At 40.2% G+C, this 19,578-nt stretch carries 14 protein-coding genes; 9 read left to right on the forward strand and 5 right to left on the reverse strand.

All coding sequences use genetic code 11. The annotated features are described in order from the left end of the window. Positions 1 to 830: 830 nt before the first annotated feature. The 3 genes from QF042_RS11890 to QF042_RS11900 all read right to left on the reverse strand — a co-directional run bounded on the left by QF042_RS11890 (position 831) and on the right by QF042_RS11900 (position 4,674). Positions 831 to 1,409 carry an alkylphosphonate utilization protein gene (locus tag QF042_RS11890; RefSeq protein ID WP_307528552.1) on the reverse strand — a complete coding sequence of 193 codons (579 nt, stop codon included), beginning with the start codon at positions 1,407 to 1,409 and terminating at the stop codon, positions 831 to 833. An 817-nt stretch (positions 1,410 to 2,226) separates the two neighbouring features. Then, complete coding sequence (gene ctlX / locus QF042_RS11895; protein ID WP_307528554.1) at positions 2,227 to 3,141, reverse strand: citrulline utilization hydrolase CtlX; 915 nt, start codon at positions 3,139 to 3,141, stop codon at positions 2,227 to 2,229. A gap of 87 nt (positions 3,142 to 3,228) precedes the next feature. Beyond that, the gene (locus tag QF042_RS11900; protein ID WP_307528556.1) at positions 3,229 to 4,674 is read right to left on the reverse strand and encodes an arginine deiminase family protein; all 1,446 of its coding nucleotides are present in this window, start codon (positions 4,672 to 4,674) and stop codon (positions 3,229 to 3,231) included. Between the two features lie 618 nt (positions 4,675 to 5,292). Between QF042_RS11900 and argS the strand changes: the two genes are divergently transcribed. From argS to QF042_RS11920, 4 genes are all read left to right on the forward strand, one after another. Beyond that, positions 5,293 to 7,065 carry an arginine--tRNA ligase gene (argS, locus tag QF042_RS11905; protein WP_307528557.1) on the forward strand — a complete coding sequence of 591 codons (1,773 nt, stop codon included), beginning with the start codon at positions 5,293 to 5,295 and terminating at the stop codon, positions 7,063 to 7,065. Between the two features lie 110 nt (positions 7,066 to 7,175). Continuing rightward, positions 7,176 to 7,949, forward strand: a complete 774-nt coding sequence (locus tag QF042_RS11910; RefSeq protein WP_307528559.1) for a TSUP family transporter — start codon at positions 7,176 to 7,178, stop codon at positions 7,947 to 7,949. 517 nt (positions 7,950 to 8,466) lie between these two features. Next, positions 8,467 to 11,430, forward strand: coding sequence for a TonB-dependent receptor (locus tag QF042_RS11915; protein WP_307528562.1), 2,964 nt, complete (start codon positions 8,467 to 8,469; stop codon positions 11,428 to 11,430). Between the two features lie 20 nt (positions 11,431 to 11,450). Beyond that, positions 11,451 to 13,091, forward strand: coding sequence for a RagB/SusD family nutrient uptake outer membrane protein (locus QF042_RS11920; RefSeq protein ID WP_307528564.1), 1,641 nt, complete (start codon positions 11,451 to 11,453; stop codon positions 13,089 to 13,091). Between the two features lie 221 nt (positions 13,092 to 13,312). Here the strand turns inward: QF042_RS11920 and QF042_RS11925 are convergent, their stop codons facing one another. Together QF042_RS11925 and QF042_RS11930 are read right to left on the reverse strand one after the other, a co-directional pair. After that, positions 13,313 to 13,618: a hypothetical protein gene (locus tag QF042_RS11925; protein WP_307528566.1), complete on the reverse strand. Its 306-nt coding sequence runs from the start codon at positions 13,616 to 13,618 to the stop codon at positions 13,313 to 13,315. A gap of 112 nt (positions 13,619 to 13,730) precedes the next feature. Beyond that, entirely contained in the window at positions 13,731 to 14,855 is a 1,125-nt protein-coding gene (locus tag QF042_RS11930) for a polysaccharide lyase family 1 protein (RefSeq protein WP_307528568.1), read from the reverse strand. Positions 14,856 to 15,417: 562 nt separating this feature from the next. Here QF042_RS11930 and QF042_RS11935 point away from each other — a divergent pair. The 5 genes from QF042_RS11935 (at position 15,418) to QF042_RS11950 (ending at position 19,413) form a co-directional block, all read left to right on the forward strand. Next, on the forward strand, positions 15,418 to 15,876 hold the full coding sequence (locus QF042_RS11935; RefSeq protein WP_307528570.1) for a MarR family winged helix-turn-helix transcriptional regulator: 459 nt from the start codon (positions 15,418 to 15,420) through the stop codon (positions 15,874 to 15,876). A gap of 408 nt (positions 15,877 to 16,284) precedes the next feature. Then, positions 16,285 to 16,656, forward strand: a complete 372-nt coding sequence (locus tag QF042_RS26335) for a VOC family protein (RefSeq protein WP_373459069.1) — start codon at positions 16,285 to 16,287, stop codon at positions 16,654 to 16,656. Positions 16,657 to 16,779: 123 nt separating this feature from the next. After that, a complete protein-coding gene (locus QF042_RS11940) occupies positions 16,780 to 17,469 on the forward strand; it encodes an alpha/beta fold hydrolase (protein WP_307528572.1) in 690 nt (229 codons plus the stop codon). Between the two features lie 100 nt (positions 17,470 to 17,569). Continuing rightward, on the forward strand, positions 17,570 to 17,962 hold the full coding sequence (locus QF042_RS11945; protein WP_307528574.1) for a helix-turn-helix domain-containing protein: 393 nt from the start codon (positions 17,570 to 17,572) through the stop codon (positions 17,960 to 17,962). A 305-nt stretch (positions 17,963 to 18,267) separates the two neighbouring features. Next, positions 18,268 to 19,413: a retropepsin-like aspartic protease gene (locus QF042_RS11950; protein ID WP_307528575.1), complete on the forward strand. Its 1,146-nt coding sequence runs from the start codon at positions 18,268 to 18,270 to the stop codon at positions 19,411 to 19,413. Positions 19,414 to 19,578 lie beyond the last annotated feature (165 nt).

Below are 19,578 nucleotides of genomic sequence, written 5' to 3' on the forward strand. Positions count from 1 at the left end.
GTAAAACAATTAGTAATAGAGGTGGGGTTAAGGATTTGGAAAGCAAGTTCCTATTTTTATAGGTTGGGGTTGGTCTTGCTCTCCACTTTACTCGTTGCACTCGTGTTCGTTCCGATCAGGTTTATTGATGTAGGTCGGTGCATCTATTTAAGGTTTAATAGCGAGCGGCTAATCAATTATAGTTAATTCATTAATTGATTGATATTTATGAGGCTGTATCATAAATATAAAATTGTCATCCTGAGGGTTAATTTATCGCATAAAATCAATATTAATGGCATGGTTTTAAGGAATGATTACCCTCGGGCTTTTGTCATTCCCAGAGGTCAGTTTTTTAGCAAAAAACAAAGGAGTTGGGTGACAGGTAAGATAAATCGTCATCTCGACCGCCGTGGAGAGATCTTTTAACATAGTCCAAAGATCTCTCCACTCCGCATTTGCTTCGGTCGAGATGACGCCAATTTTAGAATCTGTCATTGGTAACTCAATTGGGAACCACGAAGTGCTCATCGCAGATAATCTTAATGCAAGCGCTTTAAGATTCCCGCCTGCGCGAGAATGACGACCACACTAACGGATTCTGTCAATGATAGCCTGTCGAAGGACCTGTTTAAATGCCCCAGTAAAGCGTTCGACTACTTGTACCGATTTATTTGGGAAGCTCAATGTGACAAGTTTGAATGGAATCACAAATATAATACTGTCGAAAGACCTGTTTAAATGCCCCAGTAAAGCGTTCGACTACTTGTACCGATTTATTTGGGAAGCTCAATGTGACAAGTTTGAATGGAATCACAAATATAATACAGGCTCTGGGGCCAAATAGAATCTTATCCTTTGCGGAGGTATTTGGTTAGAATTACAATAGTCTGTCCTTCAACCTTACCTTCAATTTGTTCGATGTTATCATGAACTAACCGGATGTTTTTAACTACAGTACCCAATTTAGCGCTCAAAGTTGAGCCTTTAACATCTAAAGTTTTAACCAAAACCACGGTATCGCCTTCAAATAAGCGCGTGCCATTGCTGTCCTGATGAAATTCTACCGTACCATCTTGCTCATGGTCGCCGGTTTTTTTAGCCCATTCTAACGTTTCATCTTCAAGGTATAAAATATCCAGACTATCTGCTGCCCAGACTTCATTTCTTAACCTGCTCAACATTCTCCACGCAACAACCTGTACGGGGGCAAATTCCGACCACATGGTTTCAGTTAATATTTTCCAGTGGCTAGGGGCAAGCTGTTCCGTTTTTTCAATCTGGTCTAAGCAGGTTTTACAAACTAAAATGCTGTTATCGCTATTGGCATTGCTGGTTGGCGGTACTTCGTACACCGATAAATGGGTTTCAGCGGTGCATAATTCGCATTTATTACCTGAACGGGTTTGTAATTCTTGTGTTAAAGACATATTGATACTGGATTTTTGGCGAAAGTAATAAAACTAATCGGAATCACGCGGATCGTCATTTCGACCGTACTGTTCCAAAGGAATTCCTTTAGAGGAGAAATCTTTTAGAAGTTTTGTTTGATAGAAAAAGAAATAAATGCTTGCCGATCATCTGTTTTTATCGGTTTGGATTAGTCCTGCTCTCCACTTTACTCGTTGCACTCGTATTCGTTCCGATCAGGTTTATTTAAGTTGGGAAGGTGCTGCTATTGAAGGTTTAATAGCGAGTGCATCTGTCGAATGGGTTTTCTGTGCTCTCCTAGATTGGGTGGCAAGAAATACAATGGTTCGTGGAGACACGAACCACGGCGTTTGAAAAAGAAATAAATGCTTGCTGATCATTTGGAAAGCAGGTTCCTGTTTTTATTGGTTTGGGTTAGCCCTGCTCTCCACTTTACTCGTTGCGCTCGTGTTCGTTACGATCAGGTTTATTTAAGTTAGGCTGGTGCTGCTAATGAAGGTTTAATAGCGAGTGCATCTATCCTGGGTTTTCCGTGCTATCCGGGATTCCGTGGCAAAAAATACAATGGTTCGTGGAGACACGAACCATGGCGAGCGAGTGAGGTAATTATTATATTATTTTAGGAATGACAGGTTAAGATAAATCGTCATTTCGACCTTAGTGGAGAAATCTTTAAACTATCTAATAAATAGAGTTCAAAGATTTCTCTCCCGAAGGTTCGGGACTGCGCTCCAGTCGAAATGACGACTGATTTTTACAACATTTCATTAATAACTCATTCCCATGATTGTTGGCTCACCAGTTAATCTTTTATAGCTACGATTTACTTGGCAAATGTATCTCAGCCAGCATGCATCTTGCGCTGCCTCCACCATTTTTTTCGATGGTGTAAAGCGGAGCATAAATAATCTTGCTATATTGTTGTAATGCAGCAATCTGCTCAGCAGTTAGGGATAGGTATGCCTGTTCAGACATTACCAACAAGCTCTTGTTATCGGCATTGCTAACTTGCAGCATGTTGCCTGCAAATTTGTTCATCTGCTCCAGGCTGATTTCGATGATTTCTTTTCCACTGCCTTTTAAGCTAATGGTAACCTTTAATTTTTCTTCTGGATCTTTAATCGAATCCAGGCAGATTACAGCAAAACGGTCGCCGATGCACATCATTACATTGGTATGGTAAATCGGGAAATTAGATCCATCAACCGCCTGGAATGCCACTGGTTTATATCCGGTAAGCATGCAAAAATTATTCAGCACTTCTTCATCAGTGCGCACACTCAGACAGGTGTAAGCAATTTTATTGGTACGGTCTAAAACCATGCTTCCAGTGCCCTCTAAAAATGCATGTTGATGTTCATAAAAGCTCAAATCGCTGATGTGGTTAACTTCGAATTTTTCTTTTAAATCCTCCAATATTTCCTTCCTGCGTTCTAACCTGCGGTTTTCAGAAAACATTGGATAAAGATATACTGAGCCATCTTCGTGGAAGGAAACCCAGTTGTTCGGAAAAATAGAATCAGGCGTTTCAGGCTGTAAAGTATCGTCTACTACCGTTACATCAACATTGTTTTGCCGGAGTAAATCAACAAAGGCATCGAACTCTTTTAAGGCCGCTGTTTGTACATTGGTTTCGGTTGTTGCAATTTGAAACTTATTATTTCCCGCTGTTTGCTCGTTGAATTTAAAATCAACGGGGCGGATCATTAAAATATGATTGGTTGTTTGCATTTTTATTTTTCTTATGCGTCATCCTGAATTTATTTCAAGATCTGAATACGGAGATCCTGAAATAAATTCAGGATGACGGGTCGCTAATTACAAATTGTCCCTTAATACCGGTAAACTCATACAATGGAAACCGCCACGGGCACGAGATAGTTCTGCCGAAGGCATTAAAATCAAAGTATCGGTTATGGTTTCAGCATTTACTTTGCCACTTTCTAAATCCTGGATCAGGTCTTTAACATCCACCACATCAAAGCCAGCAGCTTTAAAGGCTTCAACCGTTTTATCGTTTCTATCGTAACCTAAAACAACCCCTTCTTTAATGGCTAAAAGGTTGCAGGAATCGGTCCATTGCTCTCTCGAATCGTAAGGGAACTGGTTGTTTCCGCTGTAGATGATTTTGGTAGGTTCGGTACTTTTTAAATCGTTCTGACTAATATCGTTTAACAAAGCTTCTACATGTTCGAAATGTTTCGGCTCTTGTGGATTGGCTTTTGTAAACTGAATGGCAGTGGTCGCCTCCAATTTTTCGGGCTCTTTTAAAAAGTTAATCGGTTCGTAAGGATTATATTTAGGCGAATGGGCAATGGAATTTAAAATTACCCAGGTATTGCGTTTAACCTGTGTAAAAACAGTGTCCAGGTGCATATAATCACGTTTGCTCGGTATTTTTACCACCGTAACTTTTTCTACCACATTCTGATCGAACAATAACTTAATCGCTTCGTTGGCACCATGTTCTGATGTCCGTTCACTACAGCCAATTAATACGTGGTTGGGGCTCACCATCATCACGTCGCCACCTTCTAAAGTGGTGCTGAAAGCAGGTTCATCGCCTGGGCGTAAAAAATGCATGGTCACATCCGGAATCTCCAGAATGTTGTTGCGATATTCTTCGAACAAAGGGTGGTTAAAGAAAATATAACGCATTAAAAGTGTTTCGCGCACACGGGCTTTTTTTGCCGGTTTGTTTAACAGGATATGGTTGTTAATGGTGGTACCCACATCCCTGGTGAAAATTAAATTGGGGATTGGCGCAAAAATCATCGTATCGTTGGCCAATGTTCCAGAGATAAAAATCTCTGCCAATTGTTTCGGATCGGTATTGGTTAATTCTAACTGTACTTTATAGGTACAGCCTTCGATGGCACAAACAGCCGCTACCAGTTTTTTACGGATAGATTCGTTCTCCAGCATTTCACTTAACAGGTTCTGAATCTCAATTACGGATGTAGAATTATGGAAATCGGGGTGGTTGGGTTTATAAAAATTACGGTTGGACGCTTCTGAATCTATTTCGGCGAGTTTTCCTTTAATTTTTTCAGGATCAAGAAAATACATCAACAGTTTAATATAATAATCGTATTCGCCTTTACGGATGGTATCTAAATGTACAATATCTTCGAAAAGCCAATCTTGTGCCTTAGAGGGTACTACTTTGCCTAATCCACTATCAGGACTATGGATTAATAATTTACGCAACCTGCCGATTTCGGTGTTTACGTTCACTTTAAAATTAGGGTTCTGCTCAATCATAAAAAAGTTAGTTATTGCAAATCTATTAGAAAAATTTAGATATGAGAATTGAGAGGTGAGATTTGAGATAGACTGATACTTAGAAGGGTTTATTTATTGCAAGGAACCGACCTCTCTAAACTATTGGAATTTTTGAGCGTCCGAAAGTCCGGGATCAGAAGATTTATTAGGCCTCAGACCCCGGTCTCCTGTCTTCGGACTTTTTTCTGCACAGAACCAACATCCCTAAACCTTATTGTAGCGGCAGCTCCCGATTTCTTCAATCGGGACTATAGCGGAAAGAAGGACTATCGGAGCCGACTGGCACTACATTACCTTTCCAAACCCTTTAAAAGTCGGAGGTCGGAAAGTCAGAGGTCGGAAGATTTATTAGGCCTCAGACCCCGGTCTCCTGTCTTCGGACTTTTTTCTGCACAGAACCAACATCCCTAAACCTTATTGAAGCGGCAGCTCCCGATTCCTTCAATCGGGACTATAGCGGAAAGAAGGACTATTGGGACCGACTGGCACTAAAGTAGCTTTTCAAACGCTTTAAAAACAGTTAAAATTGAAATTTAAGATAAAAAATCTTCGGACTTCGGACTCCTGACTTCGGACTTTTTTCTCTATTTTTGGCGCATGAATTTTATTATTGCCGAAACACAGAAAGCCATTCTTGAACTTTATAAGGAAGAAGTAGCCGAAGGTGTAATCAACATACAAGAAACCCGTAAAGAATTTGAAGGACAGGCAACGATAGTTGTTTTTCCGGTTACCAAAATTTCGAAGAAATCGCCAGAGCAAACGGCCACTGAAATTGGCGAATATTTGGTTGCTAACGTAACCGATATCACCAAATTTAATGTGGTTAAAGGCTTTTTAAATTTAAGCATTGCCGAAAGTTATTTCTTGAAACAGTTTAACGAAGAAATTTTATCGCCCGATTTTGGAGTGTATGCACCGAACGGAAAAAAGGTAATGGTCGAATATTCATCGCCAAATACCAATAAACCGCTTCACCTGGGACATGTGCGTAATAACCTGTTGGGTTACTCGGTTTCCGAACTGCTTAAAGCTTATGGTTATGATGTGGTAAAGGTAAACCTGGTTAACGATCGTGGCATCCACATCTGTAAATCGATGCTGGCCTGGCAAAAGTGGGGCAATGGCGAAACACCAGAAAGTACAGGCTTAAAGGGCGATCACCTGGTTGGGAAATACTATGTCATTTTTGATAAAGAATACAAAAAAGAGATTGATACTTTAAAAGCGGAAGGACAAACCGAAGAAGAAGCCAAGAAAAATGCACCGTTGATTAAGGAGGCGCAACAAATGCTTTTGAAATGGGAGCAAGGAGATGAGGAAGTGGTTTCACTTTGGAAAACCATGAACGAGTGGGTTTACGCTGGTTTTAATGTAACTTATAAAAACCTGGGGGTTGATTTTGATAAATTCTACTACGAAAGTAATACTTATCTGTTAGGAAAAGGCACCGTTGATGAAGGTTTGGCCAAAGGTGTTTTCTTTAAAAAGGAAGATGGTTCGGTATGGATCGATTTGACTGCCGATGGTTTAGACCAGAAACTGGTTTTGCGTGCTGATGGAACTTCGGTGTACATTACACAGGATTTAGGTACTGCCGAAATGAAACACGATGATTTCAATATGAATGAGTCGATTTATGTGGTAGGGAATGAGCAGGATTACCATTTCAAGGTATTATTCTTGATTTTAGAAAAACTAGGCAAAAGCTGGGCAAAAGGTTTATACCATTTATCCTACGGAATGGTCGATTTGCCAAATGGTAAAATGAAAAGCCGCGAGGGAACTGTTGTAGATGCTGACGAGTTGATTGAAAGCATGGTAAGCACCGCCCGCGAGAAAACGGAAGAACTGGGTAAAACCAACGATTTTAGTGAAGAGGATAAAGAAGAGCTGTATAAAAATATAGGTTTAGGTGCCTTGAAATATTTCCTTTTAAAGGTGGAGCCTAAGAAACGTTTATTGTTCAATCCTGCAGAAAGTATCGATTTCCAGGGGAATACAGGTCCGTTTATTCAATATACACATGCAAGGATTAAGTCGCTGTTAAGTAAATCTGAGTATAAGTTTAGCGTTGGGGGTTTGGAGTTTGGCGGAATTAGCGACGTGGAATTAGAAATGATTCTTCAGTTGGCTAAATATCCTGCAGAGATTGCTATTGCCGCTAAGGCTTATAGTCCGGCAAGTTTGGCCAACTATTTATATGAACTGGCTAAACTGTTCAACAAATTTTACCATGAGGTACCGCCAATTGTAAAAACCGAAGAGGGTGAAGTGAAACAGTTCCGTTTAAACCTGAGCAAAAAAACGGCCGATATCATTCATGCCGGGATGTTGATTTTAGGGATTACCTCTCCGGAAAGAATGTAAGATGGAAGAGGTGAGATGGATGATGGAAGAGGTTAGATGTAAGATGGATGATGGAAAATGTAAGATGCAGATATGATCTTGAAATCCTATCATCCTAAAAATCTTGGCTCATGATGTACGAACTGATTTTACTCTGCTTAGTGGCTTTTGCGGCCGGATTTATAGATGCTATTGTAGGTGGCGGTGGTTTATTACAAACTCCCGCCATTTTACTTATTTTGCCCCATTATCCTGTAGCCACGCTTTTAGGCACTACCAAAATCCCATCAATGGCAGGTACAACGCTAGCCGCTTTCAAATATTCGAAACAGGTTCGTTTTAATTACAAGGTACTTGCGGCCTGTGTACTTACTGCGTTTTTAGCGGCATTGCTGGGTGCGTTTTTGGTGAGCAGGATCGATAATTCGGTCATTAAACCTGTGATCCTCGTTGTGCTGATTTTAGTTGCACTTTACACCTACTTTAACAAACAATTTGGTATCCACCAAGAGAAAGACCATTCCCTTAAACAACAGGTTTTAATGGCTGCTTTATTTGGGATATTGATCGGTTTTTATGATGGTTTAATCGGTCCGGGCACAGGTTCTTTCCTCATTTTGGTTTTCATTGCGGTATTGGGCTTCGATTTTATTGGTGCCAGCGCGCATGCCAAAATTGTAAACATGGCGACTAATCTGGCGGCCATTATCTATTTCAGCTCTACGGGGCATATCCTGTTTCAGTACGCCATCCCAATGGCGCTGTTTAATCTAACCGGTGCTTTCTTCGGCACAAAACTGGCCTTGCTTAAAGGAAATAAATTTGTACGGGTATTTTTTCTGATTGTTGTTTTCGGAACAATTCTACGCTTTGCATATGACATTTTGAAAGCGTATGCGGTGTAAAAGGGAAAATGTAAAATAAAATACTTTGCAGATAGGTTTTAACTTAAATTCTCAGATTACTTTTCGAAACAGAAATTACGGTCATCTAAAGACAATTGGCACATAACCATCCGAGTGGTGAGTTGTCTCCCAGTCATGCATATCTGGCAACGTCTGGATGGAAGTCCTGTTCGTATACTCTTACATCTTATTCTGATAATCTACGTGTACCCTCATTCAAATACTTTAATGGTAAAACGCATGAAGGATATAGGTTCAGGAATTAATGCAAACGATTGCACAAATAAATCCTTAAGAAGACATTATCCGGATTAAAAATTCGTAAGATTGTTTTAGTGTTTGATTCGTTCCGGCTGTAGCCGGAACGGATAATCAGATTGACCCGGTCAAAATAAAAAGGATTTTTCCCATGTGAGGGGCTTGATTTGAATTGACCTCTAGACCAATACCGATAATTAAACCGCACATATGTATTAGGTAACCATGTGCTTATTAAATAATAACCTAACCAAATATTATGATCAAATTCTATCTATCAATGGCAATGTTTTGCCTGCTCAGCGTCTTGTCCTGGGGGCAGACCCGGGTAATTACCGGTCAGATCTCAGATTCTAAAACTGGTGAAACCCTCATAGGGGTAAGTATCCTGGTAAAAGGCACTACGCAAGGTACGAGTTCTGATGGTAACGGAAAGTTCGCTATCAATGTACCAGGGAATACCGCTATACTTGTTTTTAACTATGTAGGTTACCTGACCAGGGAAATAACGGTGGGCAACCAGAGCCAGATTACTTTGAAAATGGCCCCGGATGAGACTACACTTAACGATGTTGTAGTGATTGGCTACGGAACGGTAAAGAAGCGAGACCTTACGGGGTCTGTGGTATCGGTGAAAGGGGAAGATATCGCCAAGGTGCCTTCAGCCAATCCGCTTGAATCCATTCAGGGAAAGGTGCCCGGTGTAGACATTACCCGTAGCAGCGGGTCTGCTTCATCAGGGGTGAACATCAATATCAGGGGAACACGGTCCATCTCAGCAGGCAATGGTCCGCTGATTATTGTGGATGGCGTGCAGTATGGCAGTCTTCAGGATCTGAATGCAAATGATATCGCTTCTATGGAAATCTTAAAAGATGCCTCATCAACAGCAATATACGGTTCGCGTGGTGCAAACGGCGTTATTATTGTGACCACTAAAAAGGGTGTATCCGGACAGGCCGTGGTTTCGTTAAACTCCTATTACGGAATATCACAGGTAGCACGTTATCCAAGTATCATGGATGGTCAACAGTTCGTTGAACAGCGTCGTCAGGCTTATCGGACTACCGGTAACTGGGCGAGCCCTGCAGATGATATCAAAATCTTTAACTCGGCAGAATATGCTGCCATTCAGAATAACCAGTATACCAACTATCAGGATCTTTTGCTCCACGACGGAAGCCAGCAGGATTATCAGATAGGGGTAAGGGCAGGAACAGAAAAGACAAAGGCATATTTTTCACTTGATTATCTTGATGAAAAAGGACTGCTTAAAAACGACCGCTCAAATCGTTATTCCGCGCGCCTCAATCTGGATCAGAATATCGGGAAGTACTTTACTACAGGGATGCAGGCCCAGTTTACCCATTATGAAATCAACAACCGCAGGGACCCACTGAACCAGGCAAACAAAATATCACCGCTTGGGGACGCTTTCGATCAGCAGGGCAACCTGATCATTTATCCCCTTTCGGGCACCTCAGTAAATCCGCTTGCCGATGAGCAACCTGATGTGTATTCCAGTAAATCTATTATCAACAGGACACTCCTGTCGGCCTATATGGAGCTTAAGCCATTAAAAGGCCTTGTTATCAGGTCAAATCTTGGAGCTAACCTAAACACGGACAGGACCGGTACCTTTGCTGACCGCTATTCGATAGATCGTAATGGTTCAGTACCAAAAGCGACCTACTCGGCATCCAACAGTCACCTGATCAATATCGAGAATTTTGTTACCTATAACAAGGAAATCAAGGACCATTCATTTACCCTAACGGGAATAAACAGTTTACTGTTCAATAGATCTGATAATATTGCCGCATCGGGTGAAAACCAACTGCTCAGGTCGCAGCTTTTTTACGGACTTGGCAACTCCCAGAACCAGGCTGTAACCACCGCCTACAATATGAGCAACCTGATATCGTATGCCGGAAGGATCAACTATTCTTATAAAGGGAAATATCTGTTAACCGCCACAGGACGTACCGATGGCTCCTCGAAATTGGCAGAGGCAAACCATTGGGCATTTTTTCCCTCGGCTGCCGTTGCCTGGAGAGTGAGTGATGAAAAATTCCTTAAGGATAATAAAGTGATCAGTGACCTGAAACTAAAGTATAGTTACGGGATAGCCGGGAGTGATAACATCAATGCTTATTCAACCCAGAGCAGCCTGTCCAGGATCGCTTTCGGTTTTGATGAAACCGCTGTTCCCGCCTATGCCTATTCGCCCAGGATCGGAAACATTGACCTGACCTGGGAAAAGACCAAGACGAGCGATTTTGGTATTGAAATAGGATTGTTTAAAAACCGGATTACCGCAACCATAGACTATTATGATTCTAAAACCTATGATCTATTACTTAACAGAAGCCTTCCGCCAACAGATGGGGTGACAACGGTAACCCAGAACATTGCAAAAACAAGAAACAAGGGACTCGAGATCTTTATCTCTTCGAGGAATTTCGAAGGAAAGGATTTTCATTGGACCACAAACCTGACCTTCAGCAGAAATGTGGAGGAAATAACCGAACTGGCAGGAGGAGCCCAGTCTGATGTGCTGAACTCGTGGTTCGTAGGTTCACCTGTTCAGGCATACTATGACTATCAGAAAATCGGTATATGGCAAACCGGCGAGGAGGCAGAGGCTGCAAAGTTTGGCCAGAAGCCTGGTGATATACACGTAGCTGACTTAAACAACGACGGTAAAATAGATGCCACCAATGACCGAAAGATCATAGGGACCAACCGGCCTAAATGGAGTGGCGGACTGGAAAATACATTTACCTATAAATCCTGGGACCTGAATGTTTATGTTTTTGCCAGGATTGGACAGACGATCTATCCGGATTTTCTAAGAAGGTATGATACCCAGGGGGTGGGGAACAGCACTACAGCAATCAATTACTGGACCCCTGAAAACCCAAGCAATGACTATCCGAGGCCGAATAAAAATATCTCCTTCGCATCCACACTTTATTCAAGCTCATTGGGCTATGTTGACGGTTCCTATATCAGGTTGCGCAATATTACCCTTGGCTATACCATCCCGAAAGAGGTTATTCAAAAGAGCTTTATCAAAAGTGTCCGTTTATATGCAACAGCAAGAAACCCCTTTACCTATACCAGATCAAGTGTGCTCAAAGAGTATGATCCTGAACGTGGCGGGTCAGAAAATGCACCCATGACCAAACTTTATACTTTCGGACTGAACGCAACTTTCTAGAAAATCAAAAAGAAAATATTATGATGAAAAAATATATTTATAAGGTATTACTTGCCATGGGCCTGTTAACCTTAACAGTATCCTGCCAAAAATCATTAGAAGAATATAATCCCTCCGGAATTACCGCAGAAAGTGTGTTCACCACGCCCGAAGGATTCGAAACATTGGTAAATGCGGCATATTCCTATCAAAGATGGTGGTATGGTAAAGAAGAAGGATTCAGCATGTCGGAAATGGGAACAGACCTTTGGATGAGCGGAGCCGGTGATGCAACAACAGATCTGACCCAATATATTAACCTGCAGGGCACCAATTCAGCCATTACAACCGAATGGCAACAGTTGTATGCAGCAGTAAACCTGTGCAACGCCGGAATCAACAGGATCTCAGGTGCAGGTTTGTCTGCTACTGCCCGACCCCTTAGAGAGGCCGAACTGAGGTTTCTCCGGGCATTCTATTACTGGCACATCGTGGAGACCTGGGGTGGAGTACATTTCTCGCTCAACGAAACGCAAGGGGTAATCACTACAGCGAATAAGACACCTGTGGAGACGTTTAACAAACAGATCATTGAAGATCTTCTTTTTGCAATAGAGCGTCTTCCGGTCACAACTGCTGACTATGGAAGGGTTACCAAGCCTGCTGCACAGGCATTTTTGGCCAGAATGTACCTTACTCAGAAGAAATATACAGAAGCAAGGGCAATGGCCTTAGCGGTGATCAACGGAGGATATGGATTTACCCTGCTTCCAAATTATGCTGATCTGTGGAAAATGTCGAACCTGAAGAACAAGGAAATAGTTTATGCCATAAACTATTCGGTAAACCTTTCCCTTAACGATTTGGCAGACCCCATTTTAAACCCACTCGGACACAGTAGGGGAAGCAGCAATGCCCATCTTCTGTTTGCCATGAAATACGATGATCAACCCGGGATGGTCAGGGATATTGCCAACGGCAGGCCCTTTAACAGGTATATGCCGACAAGATTTTTACTTGATCTTTATTCCGACAACGACTCCCGGTACGAAGGATCCTATAAAACGGTCTGGTATGCCAACAGCACTTCCAGGCCCGCTGGCATGGCGATTGGCGATACTGCGGTTTTTGCTACGAAAAAAGTTTATGCCCCGGTGGGAAAGCTGTATAAAACATTTGATAGAAATGCCATTTACAATGCCAATGGAACTGTAAAGGATCAGCTCCATTATGTTTCGCTCAATAAATTTGATGATCCGACACGGAGTAGTGCCAATGAAGCCCAGAGTGCAAGGGATGCATTTGTGATCCGTTTTTCAGAACTTTATTTGATTGCTGCTGAAGCAGAATTCAGTCTGGGGAACCCTGCACAGGCTGCAACTTATTTAAACGTAGTCCGTACCAGGGCAGCTAAACCGGGTAAAATCGCTGACATGCAGGTCACTGCCGATCAGGTAAGCTTTGATCTGATACTGGATGAACGTGCCAGAGAATTTGCCGGTGAACAGCTCCGTTGGTTCGATCTGAAAAGGACAGGAAAATTAATTGAAAGGGTAAAGGCCAATAATCCTAATGTGGCTACCGCCATTCAGGACTTTCATCTGGTACGTCCAATTCCGCGGACCCAGATTGATGCGGTATCCAATAAGGACGAATTTAAACAGAATCCCGGGTATCAATAATATGCTGCGGAATTAACCAAATATAAATTAAGACCAAATGTTTATAAAGAACTTTATTGTCATGTGTTTTGATACTTACAGTTTTCGGCACAAGTGCACAGCAATCCCCAAATCTTTTGGAATTATGGTATGACAAGCCTGCCTCAAACTGAAACGAGGTCCTTCCTATTGGAACGGTCCTACTTGCAAGTATGATATTTGGTGGCATTGCCAGAGAACGCCTACGGTTGAATGAAGAAAACATCCTTTCTCGGTGGTGTCGTTCTGATCATTCTAAACTTCAAAAGGAGGATTAGGGATTCCTGAAACTGGCTTTCTTGTCCCTGTAACCAATGTTCATGTATTCCTGTTGAAGGACGGGTATAGACAATGAATACCAGTGCAGAACAAGAAGCTATAGGGTAGGTGATTACCATCGATAATGTTTCCAGTACGCACCGGACAGCGGTTTGCCAATCATAAAATATGGTTAACAAGGCTGGATCTTTCATGATCCAGCCCTGATCAGTCATCCTATTGGTAAACATTTTTGCCACTGTTCTGATGGCACTGTTTCAGGATATTGATCAACTTAAATTAACCACTTGCATATGCTCTACTATCAAATCCTGCCTTGTTATTTATATTATTGCCATTGTACTATAAAGTAGTACAGGAATTGCCAGAAAGTGTAGCCCCAGCGCCATTGGAAGCCGTAACATTGGCTTTTACAGATGAAGCACTGAGAACGCTTAGGCTATAGGGCGGGGTAAAGGCTGTTACGCCGTTACCGGCAGTATTTCCTGTCACGGATGTAAAAATATTGTTTTTGACCTGGACAGCAGTAGCGTTGTTGCTCATGAGATCAATAGGGATCTTAACATTCTCAAACACATTTGACTCTACCAAAAGATTTGATTCCAGGCCAGCCTGTATGCCGTTTTTACTTGCTGTGCTGTTAAAATAGTTGTTTACGATGTGCACACTGCCAAACCTTACCCTTGGCATCCTGGCAACACAGCCCTGGGCCCACCAGCAGCGTACAAAAGTGATCCGAAAGCGTCCCCTGTCGGAAGTAACATCATCACCTGATCCGATCAGGTTAGAAAACCGGTGGTCGTCAGATCCACCCGGGCCACCTGCCCTGGGCGCTTTCAGGTAAGTGAATTTACAGTATGAAGCGGTAATAAAATCAGAGGCAGCCTTGATATCAAAATTACCATCAACCCCGTCCCTGAATTCGCAGTGGTCGACCCAGACATTGGTGGAGGCGTCTAAAGTGACATTGTCCCAACCATCAACATCGTAAGCGCCAGGGCCTTCAAAGATCAGGTTCCTGATGATGATATTTTTACATCTTTTTATATACATGATGCCCGAGCCGGCCTTGGTCTGGTCTGCCGAAACGATCTTTGCACCTGAAGAACCGAAAAGTGTTTTTCCGGTCTGGTCCTGAAAGGAAATCCTTCCTCCGGATGGAACTGTAATGGTGCCGTTTACCTGGATCACCTTGATCCCTGTGTTTTCTATCGCAGACTTGAGTGCGGCATAATTTGTGACTACTGTGGCACTGGCCTCTCCGCCGCCCGTGGTACCGCCGTTTTGGGCTGCCCAGCCTTTGGCAGAACATATAGCTTCTGTAGTTGCCAGGTTAGAAGCTGGCTGATTGATTGAAAGTCCTGTATTTTCAGGTTGGATAGTCAGCCGAGCTGATTTTTCACAGCCGAAAATCAGGATAGAAATGGTAATCGCCATTAATAAATGGCGTAAATTTTTGTTTTTCATTTTTGGTCTGTTTTGTACGGTTAGAATTTTAGAGCAGGACAGAAAGTTTGCTGTAAGTTAATATTTGGTTAGTTGTATATATTAAGTTACATTTTGCATCCGTTTAAACAGCTTTTTTGTGTCTAAATATTTGTGCAAACGTTCCCGTTATCGATTGCGTACAATCAGATCCGTTCGGCATAGGGAGTCAAGCCATCATAAAAAATTGCTTGGCTAAAAGGAAAAAAAATGTCATGCCGCAGTGTGTGCAGATTTGCTCCACTGTTATATTGGTACTCATTTTATCCTTCCTTGCTGCAGGTCGACAAGACTTTTAGGCCCCTGGAATAGTCTATTAACTAATTTTCTTCACTCGTTAATCTGTATGGTTCGATGAACTATTTTCTTCAAATTAATTAACGCTTCAGTAAAGCTGGTGAAAAGTAGTGGTCAACATAGAGAAACGTCCAAAGGCAGCAACTCCTTGAAAACACTTCCCCAAAAAAAGATGAAATTAATTTGGAATATATTAAAATCAATTTATCTTTGTTAGTAAGATACTTTTGTGGTAACTTATTTAGGTATGAAAGATAAAAAACAACATTCTAATATCGCCACTTTAGGGCGGCTTAATTCTGACACTACAATCCAAATGCATGAAGCCATTGCAAGAAAGGCCGGATTGTCGGGTACTGATCATAAGTATTTAGGGTATATTATTCAAAAGGGAACGATGACAGCAGGTGAAATGGCAAATCTAACCGGGCTTTCAACGGGAGCTGTTACAGGGCTTGTTGATCGTTTCGAAAAAAAGAGGTTGGTAAAAAGGGAATTTGATCCAGCCGATCGGCGAAAAATAATTGTCGTTCCAAATGTGCCAAACATTATGGCGTTATCTGGTGGTGTGTTTGATGAAATACAAACAAGAATGACTGCATTAATGGAAAATTTCAATGATGAAGAGGTGCAAATAATAGAAAAATATATGACTAGTTGTATTGAAATCATGCAGGACATAACAAGTAAGTTGAATGAAAAGTGAGCGTGATGAAGTTTTTTATACTACGCACCATAAACAATGCCCAAACGAAAATATGACTTTCATTTACGTAAATCGGATTTTTTGGTTATGCCTGGCGTTACAGATGCGGAACTCATGTTTAATGGGACTAGAAGAAGTAATGCTTTTTGGTAAAGCTAATTCGGCTGAAAAATCATTAGCACGGGCATTTGAAACTTTTGGAAAAAAAGAAGACCAAGAATCGAAAAAATAGTATTGGAAGGAATAAAACGAGGAAGCGACAACGTAATTGAAGAATGCATTTCAACAAAAGATGCGAAAATTAATGATTAGAATTTTTGTTGACCTACTTGCCGAAAAAGGGAATCATTGGCTATTCAGCTACAAAAAAATTGGGAACAAAAAATTAAATTAATAAAATAAATAGCAATGAATTTAAATCATCTGAACTTAACAGTTCCCAACGTATCAACAGCCAGATCGTTTTTTGAAAAACATTTCAATTTTAAATGTATAGATGTAAAAGGAGATAATCTTCTTGTAGTACTTAATGACAGTAATGGATTTATTTTTACACTAATGTCTGAAACTTTTAATAAAAATGGCGTTTCGACCTATCCACAAAACTTTCATTTTGGCTTTATACTTAATTCGAAAGACGAGGTAAACAACTTATATAAACAACTAAAAGAAGATGGAATACACCTTGAACATGAACCTAGCAAAATCCGTAATAGTTTTGGGTTCTATTTTTATTTTGACAATCTCTTCATTGAAATTGGACACTATATGACAGAGTAGGCGCACAGATTAACTTTAGATTCGCCAATCAAAATAGCAATTAGCGGTCATTGTAAAATGGTAAATGCCTCTGATCATAAAACCCTCTGATTCTAAATATTTCTAAGATAATAAACATTCAAAATGAAAGTCATACAGAAGACATACATTTTTCTTCCTGGTGCCTGGCACGGTGCGTGGGTTTATGACCCAATTATAAAAAGACTGAAGCTTTTGGGAAAGAAATGTATTGCAATAACATTACCAGGCCTTGAATCAAAGCAATACAAAGAAAGTCAACTAATAAATCTAGAAACTCACATTCAATTTGTGGTTGATTTTTTGAACCAGAATAATATTACTGATATAATATTATGTGGACATAGTTATGCAGGGATGGTAATTACCGGAGTTGCCGATAAGATACCAGAAAAAATTTATGGACTTGTCTATATTGATGCATATGTTCCTAAGAATGGTGATAGCTGCTGGAATCTTACAAGCGATGCTTACCGAAACCTTTTTGTAAAGGGAGCAGGCGAAAACGGCATCACAGTCGGCAATCCACCAGGAAAGGATAGGCGAAGAAGACCCCATCCTTTGGCAACATTTATGCAAAATCTGCACTTAAAGGGCGATTATAAAAAAATTCATAACCGAGCGTTTATTTATCTCAGTGGATGGGATGAAACACCATTTTTAAAACAATATGAAAAATTAAAGAAATCGAAAGGTTGGCATGTCGAAACCATTCATTCTATACATAATGTGATGAAAGAAAAGCCAGATCAATTAACAGATATTTTATGTAAACTGGAAAATAAATTTACCTAGTAAAACAAATAACGAGCAGCCAATATGGTGTTTTTAATATACGCCTGAGGCCGAATGCCAAACTGTATGCGACTATTGAGTTTTGAATTTAACATCTAAAATGAACCAGAAACAATTACCAATCGGATATTACCTAAAACTTGCAGATAGCTGTTTGACAAAAGGAATAGATGGAATTCAATCTAAACATGGCTTGAATAGAATGGAATGGCAAGTTTTGAATTCTATCTACGAGAAACCAGAAATTTTAATCAGTGAAATTATTGAATTAATGGACCCAATTGCTGACGATCAATTAGTAGGAGCCATTTTAACAAAATTCATCAACAGAAAACAATTGGAGGTTAATAATACTGATATGCTGACTTTGACAGTTGATGGAAGGAATTATACAAATCTTGCTTTTCGACTCAACTGGCGTTTAGAAAAAAAGCGGCTATGGATATCTCGGACTCAGATTACCAAACCACAATATCAACGCTTCAAAAAATGATAGCGAATATTTCATAAGCGATGAACCAGGTAGCAACGAATTAATCCATTTTCCAATTAACGACTTATAGTAAAATGATGGTTTTTTTGGCATTTTATGGTAGTCGTGGATTTATTTGACATCCAAATCCAAAACTCCTTCACCTACTAAAGTTACATCACCTATATATAACAAAGCATACTTAATATATGGCTATAAAGAACCTTTTTGTTTTAATATTGGTTGTAATCAATTATAACGGTTATGCACAAATAAACATTTGCGACAGTCTTAAAAACTTATATGATAGTCATCAATACCTCGAAATGGATAAATTATGTAGCAGGCATAAAAGCGATTCTTCTTATTATCTATACAAAGGTGCATTCGCCAACGTCTGCAATAATCCAATTTTATCAAATCAGTATTTAAACAGGGTATCGGATAAAAAAGCAAGGCACAGTTTTGAATATTGGAGATTAAGAAATGACAACTGGATAAAATTATTTAATTACAAAAATGCGTTTCAAACCTCAAAAGTTTTAACCACAACCTTTAAATCGCAATTCGATAGTGTAGCATTGGGAGATGAAATAAACAGCCAACGCATTTGGGAAGCTTTGCAAGACCAACCACCCCAGCAAATTAAGAATTATACAACAATTACGCTTACAACAAAAAAAGATAAAGCAGGTTTGATTACCTGCAATGTAAGTGCAAATAATGTGGATACAAATTTCGTGTTTGATACTGGCGCTGGAATAAGTTGCATTACTGAAAGTATGGGAAAAAAAATGGGAATACTCATTATGCCTGACAACAACATTGAGATTATGAGTTTTACGGGTATTAGCAATAAGGTATCCATTGGTATTATGCCCTTACTGAATATTGGTGCGCTTACTGTATATAATACTCCTTTTCTCATCTATCCCGATAGCGCTTTTACTTTTGCCAATGGCACTTATGTAATAAATGGTATTATTGGATTTCCAGTCGCAAAAGATCTGGGGACGATAATAATCGAAAAAGAAAGCATTAGTTTTTCAAGGCGAAACCAGAAAAAGAAAAGAGAAAGAAATTTGTTTGTAGACCAGTTAAGACCTATTTTAATGCTTACTTATAAAAACAAAACACTGCCTTTTAATTTTGATAGCGGTGCGCAGGAATCACTATTTTATAAATCCTTTTACGATTTATTTGAAAGTGATATAAAAACTAAATCCAACACTTTTATTGATAAAAGCTCAGGGGCTGGAGGCCACGAAGTAATAAACGAAGTACTAGAAATAAAAAACGTCAATCTGAATATAGGAGATCAAACTATTCTATTGCCAAAACTTAAAATAGACAAAAATAATTACAGCACATATGGTAAAGCCAATTTTGGAAATATTGGACAAGATATTTTACGTCAGTATAAAAAAGTGATTATCTCTTTTAATAAGAACTATATCCAATTAGAAAACTAAAAAATCTGTCGACCAGGTGGTTTACCAAACGTTATCAGGAACTTACGGGCAACACTGTAGCCGATGTGAAAACACTGTGTAACCTGATTGAAGAAGAAGTTCTTGCAGAGCAGACTTTTAGCAAGTTTACTCCAGATCAACTGGAAATAGAGACCTAATTTTTTT

Source organism: Pedobacter sp. W3I1 (assembly GCF_030816015.1).
GTDB lineage: Bacteria > Bacteroidota > Bacteroidia > Sphingobacteriales > Sphingobacteriaceae > Pedobacter.

Coding starts and splice junctions, on each gene's coding strand:
- QF042_RS11925 (WP_307528566.1), bottom strand. CDS start 13,618: ATGTTTACCAATAGGATGACTGATCAGGGCTGGATCATGAAAGATCCA.
- QF042_RS26335 (WP_373459069.1), top strand. CDS start 16,285: ATGAATTTAAATCATCTGAACTTAACAGTTCCCAACGTATCAACAGCC.
- QF042_RS11890 (WP_307528552.1), bottom strand. CDS start 1,409: ATGTCTTTAACACAAGAATTACAAACCCGTTCAGGTAATAAATGCGAA.
- QF042_RS11920 (WP_307528564.1), top strand. CDS start 11,451: ATGATGAAAAAATATATTTATAAGGTATTACTTGCCATGGGCCTGTTA.
- QF042_RS11915 (WP_307528562.1), top strand. CDS start 8,467: ATGATCAAATTCTATCTATCAATGGCAATGTTTTGCCTGCTCAGCGTC.
- ctlX (WP_307528554.1), bottom strand. CDS start 3,141: ATGCAAACAACCAATCATATTTTAATGATCCGCCCCGTTGATTTTAAA.
- QF042_RS11910 (WP_307528559.1), top strand. CDS start 7,176: ATGATGTACGAACTGATTTTACTCTGCTTAGTGGCTTTTGCGGCCGGA.
- QF042_RS11940 (WP_307528572.1), top strand. CDS start 16,780: ATGAAAGTCATACAGAAGACATACATTTTTCTTCCTGGTGCCTGGCAC.
- QF042_RS11900 (WP_307528556.1), bottom strand. CDS start 4,674: ATGATTGAGCAGAACCCTAATTTTAAAGTGAACGTAAACACCGAAATC.
- QF042_RS11945 (WP_307528574.1), top strand. CDS start 17,570: ATGAACCAGAAACAATTACCAATCGGATATTACCTAAAACTTGCAGAT.
- QF042_RS11930 (WP_307528568.1), bottom strand. CDS start 14,855: ATGAAAAACAAAAATTTACGCCATTTATTAATGGCGATTACCATTTCT.
- argS (WP_307528557.1), top strand. CDS start 5,293: ATGAATTTTATTATTGCCGAAACACAGAAAGCCATTCTTGAACTTTAT.
- QF042_RS11935 (WP_307528570.1), top strand. CDS start 15,418: ATGAAAGATAAAAAACAACATTCTAATATCGCCACTTTAGGGCGGCTT.
- QF042_RS11950 (WP_307528575.1), top strand. CDS start 18,268: ATGGATAAATTATGTAGCAGGCATAAAAGCGATTCTTCTTATTATCTA.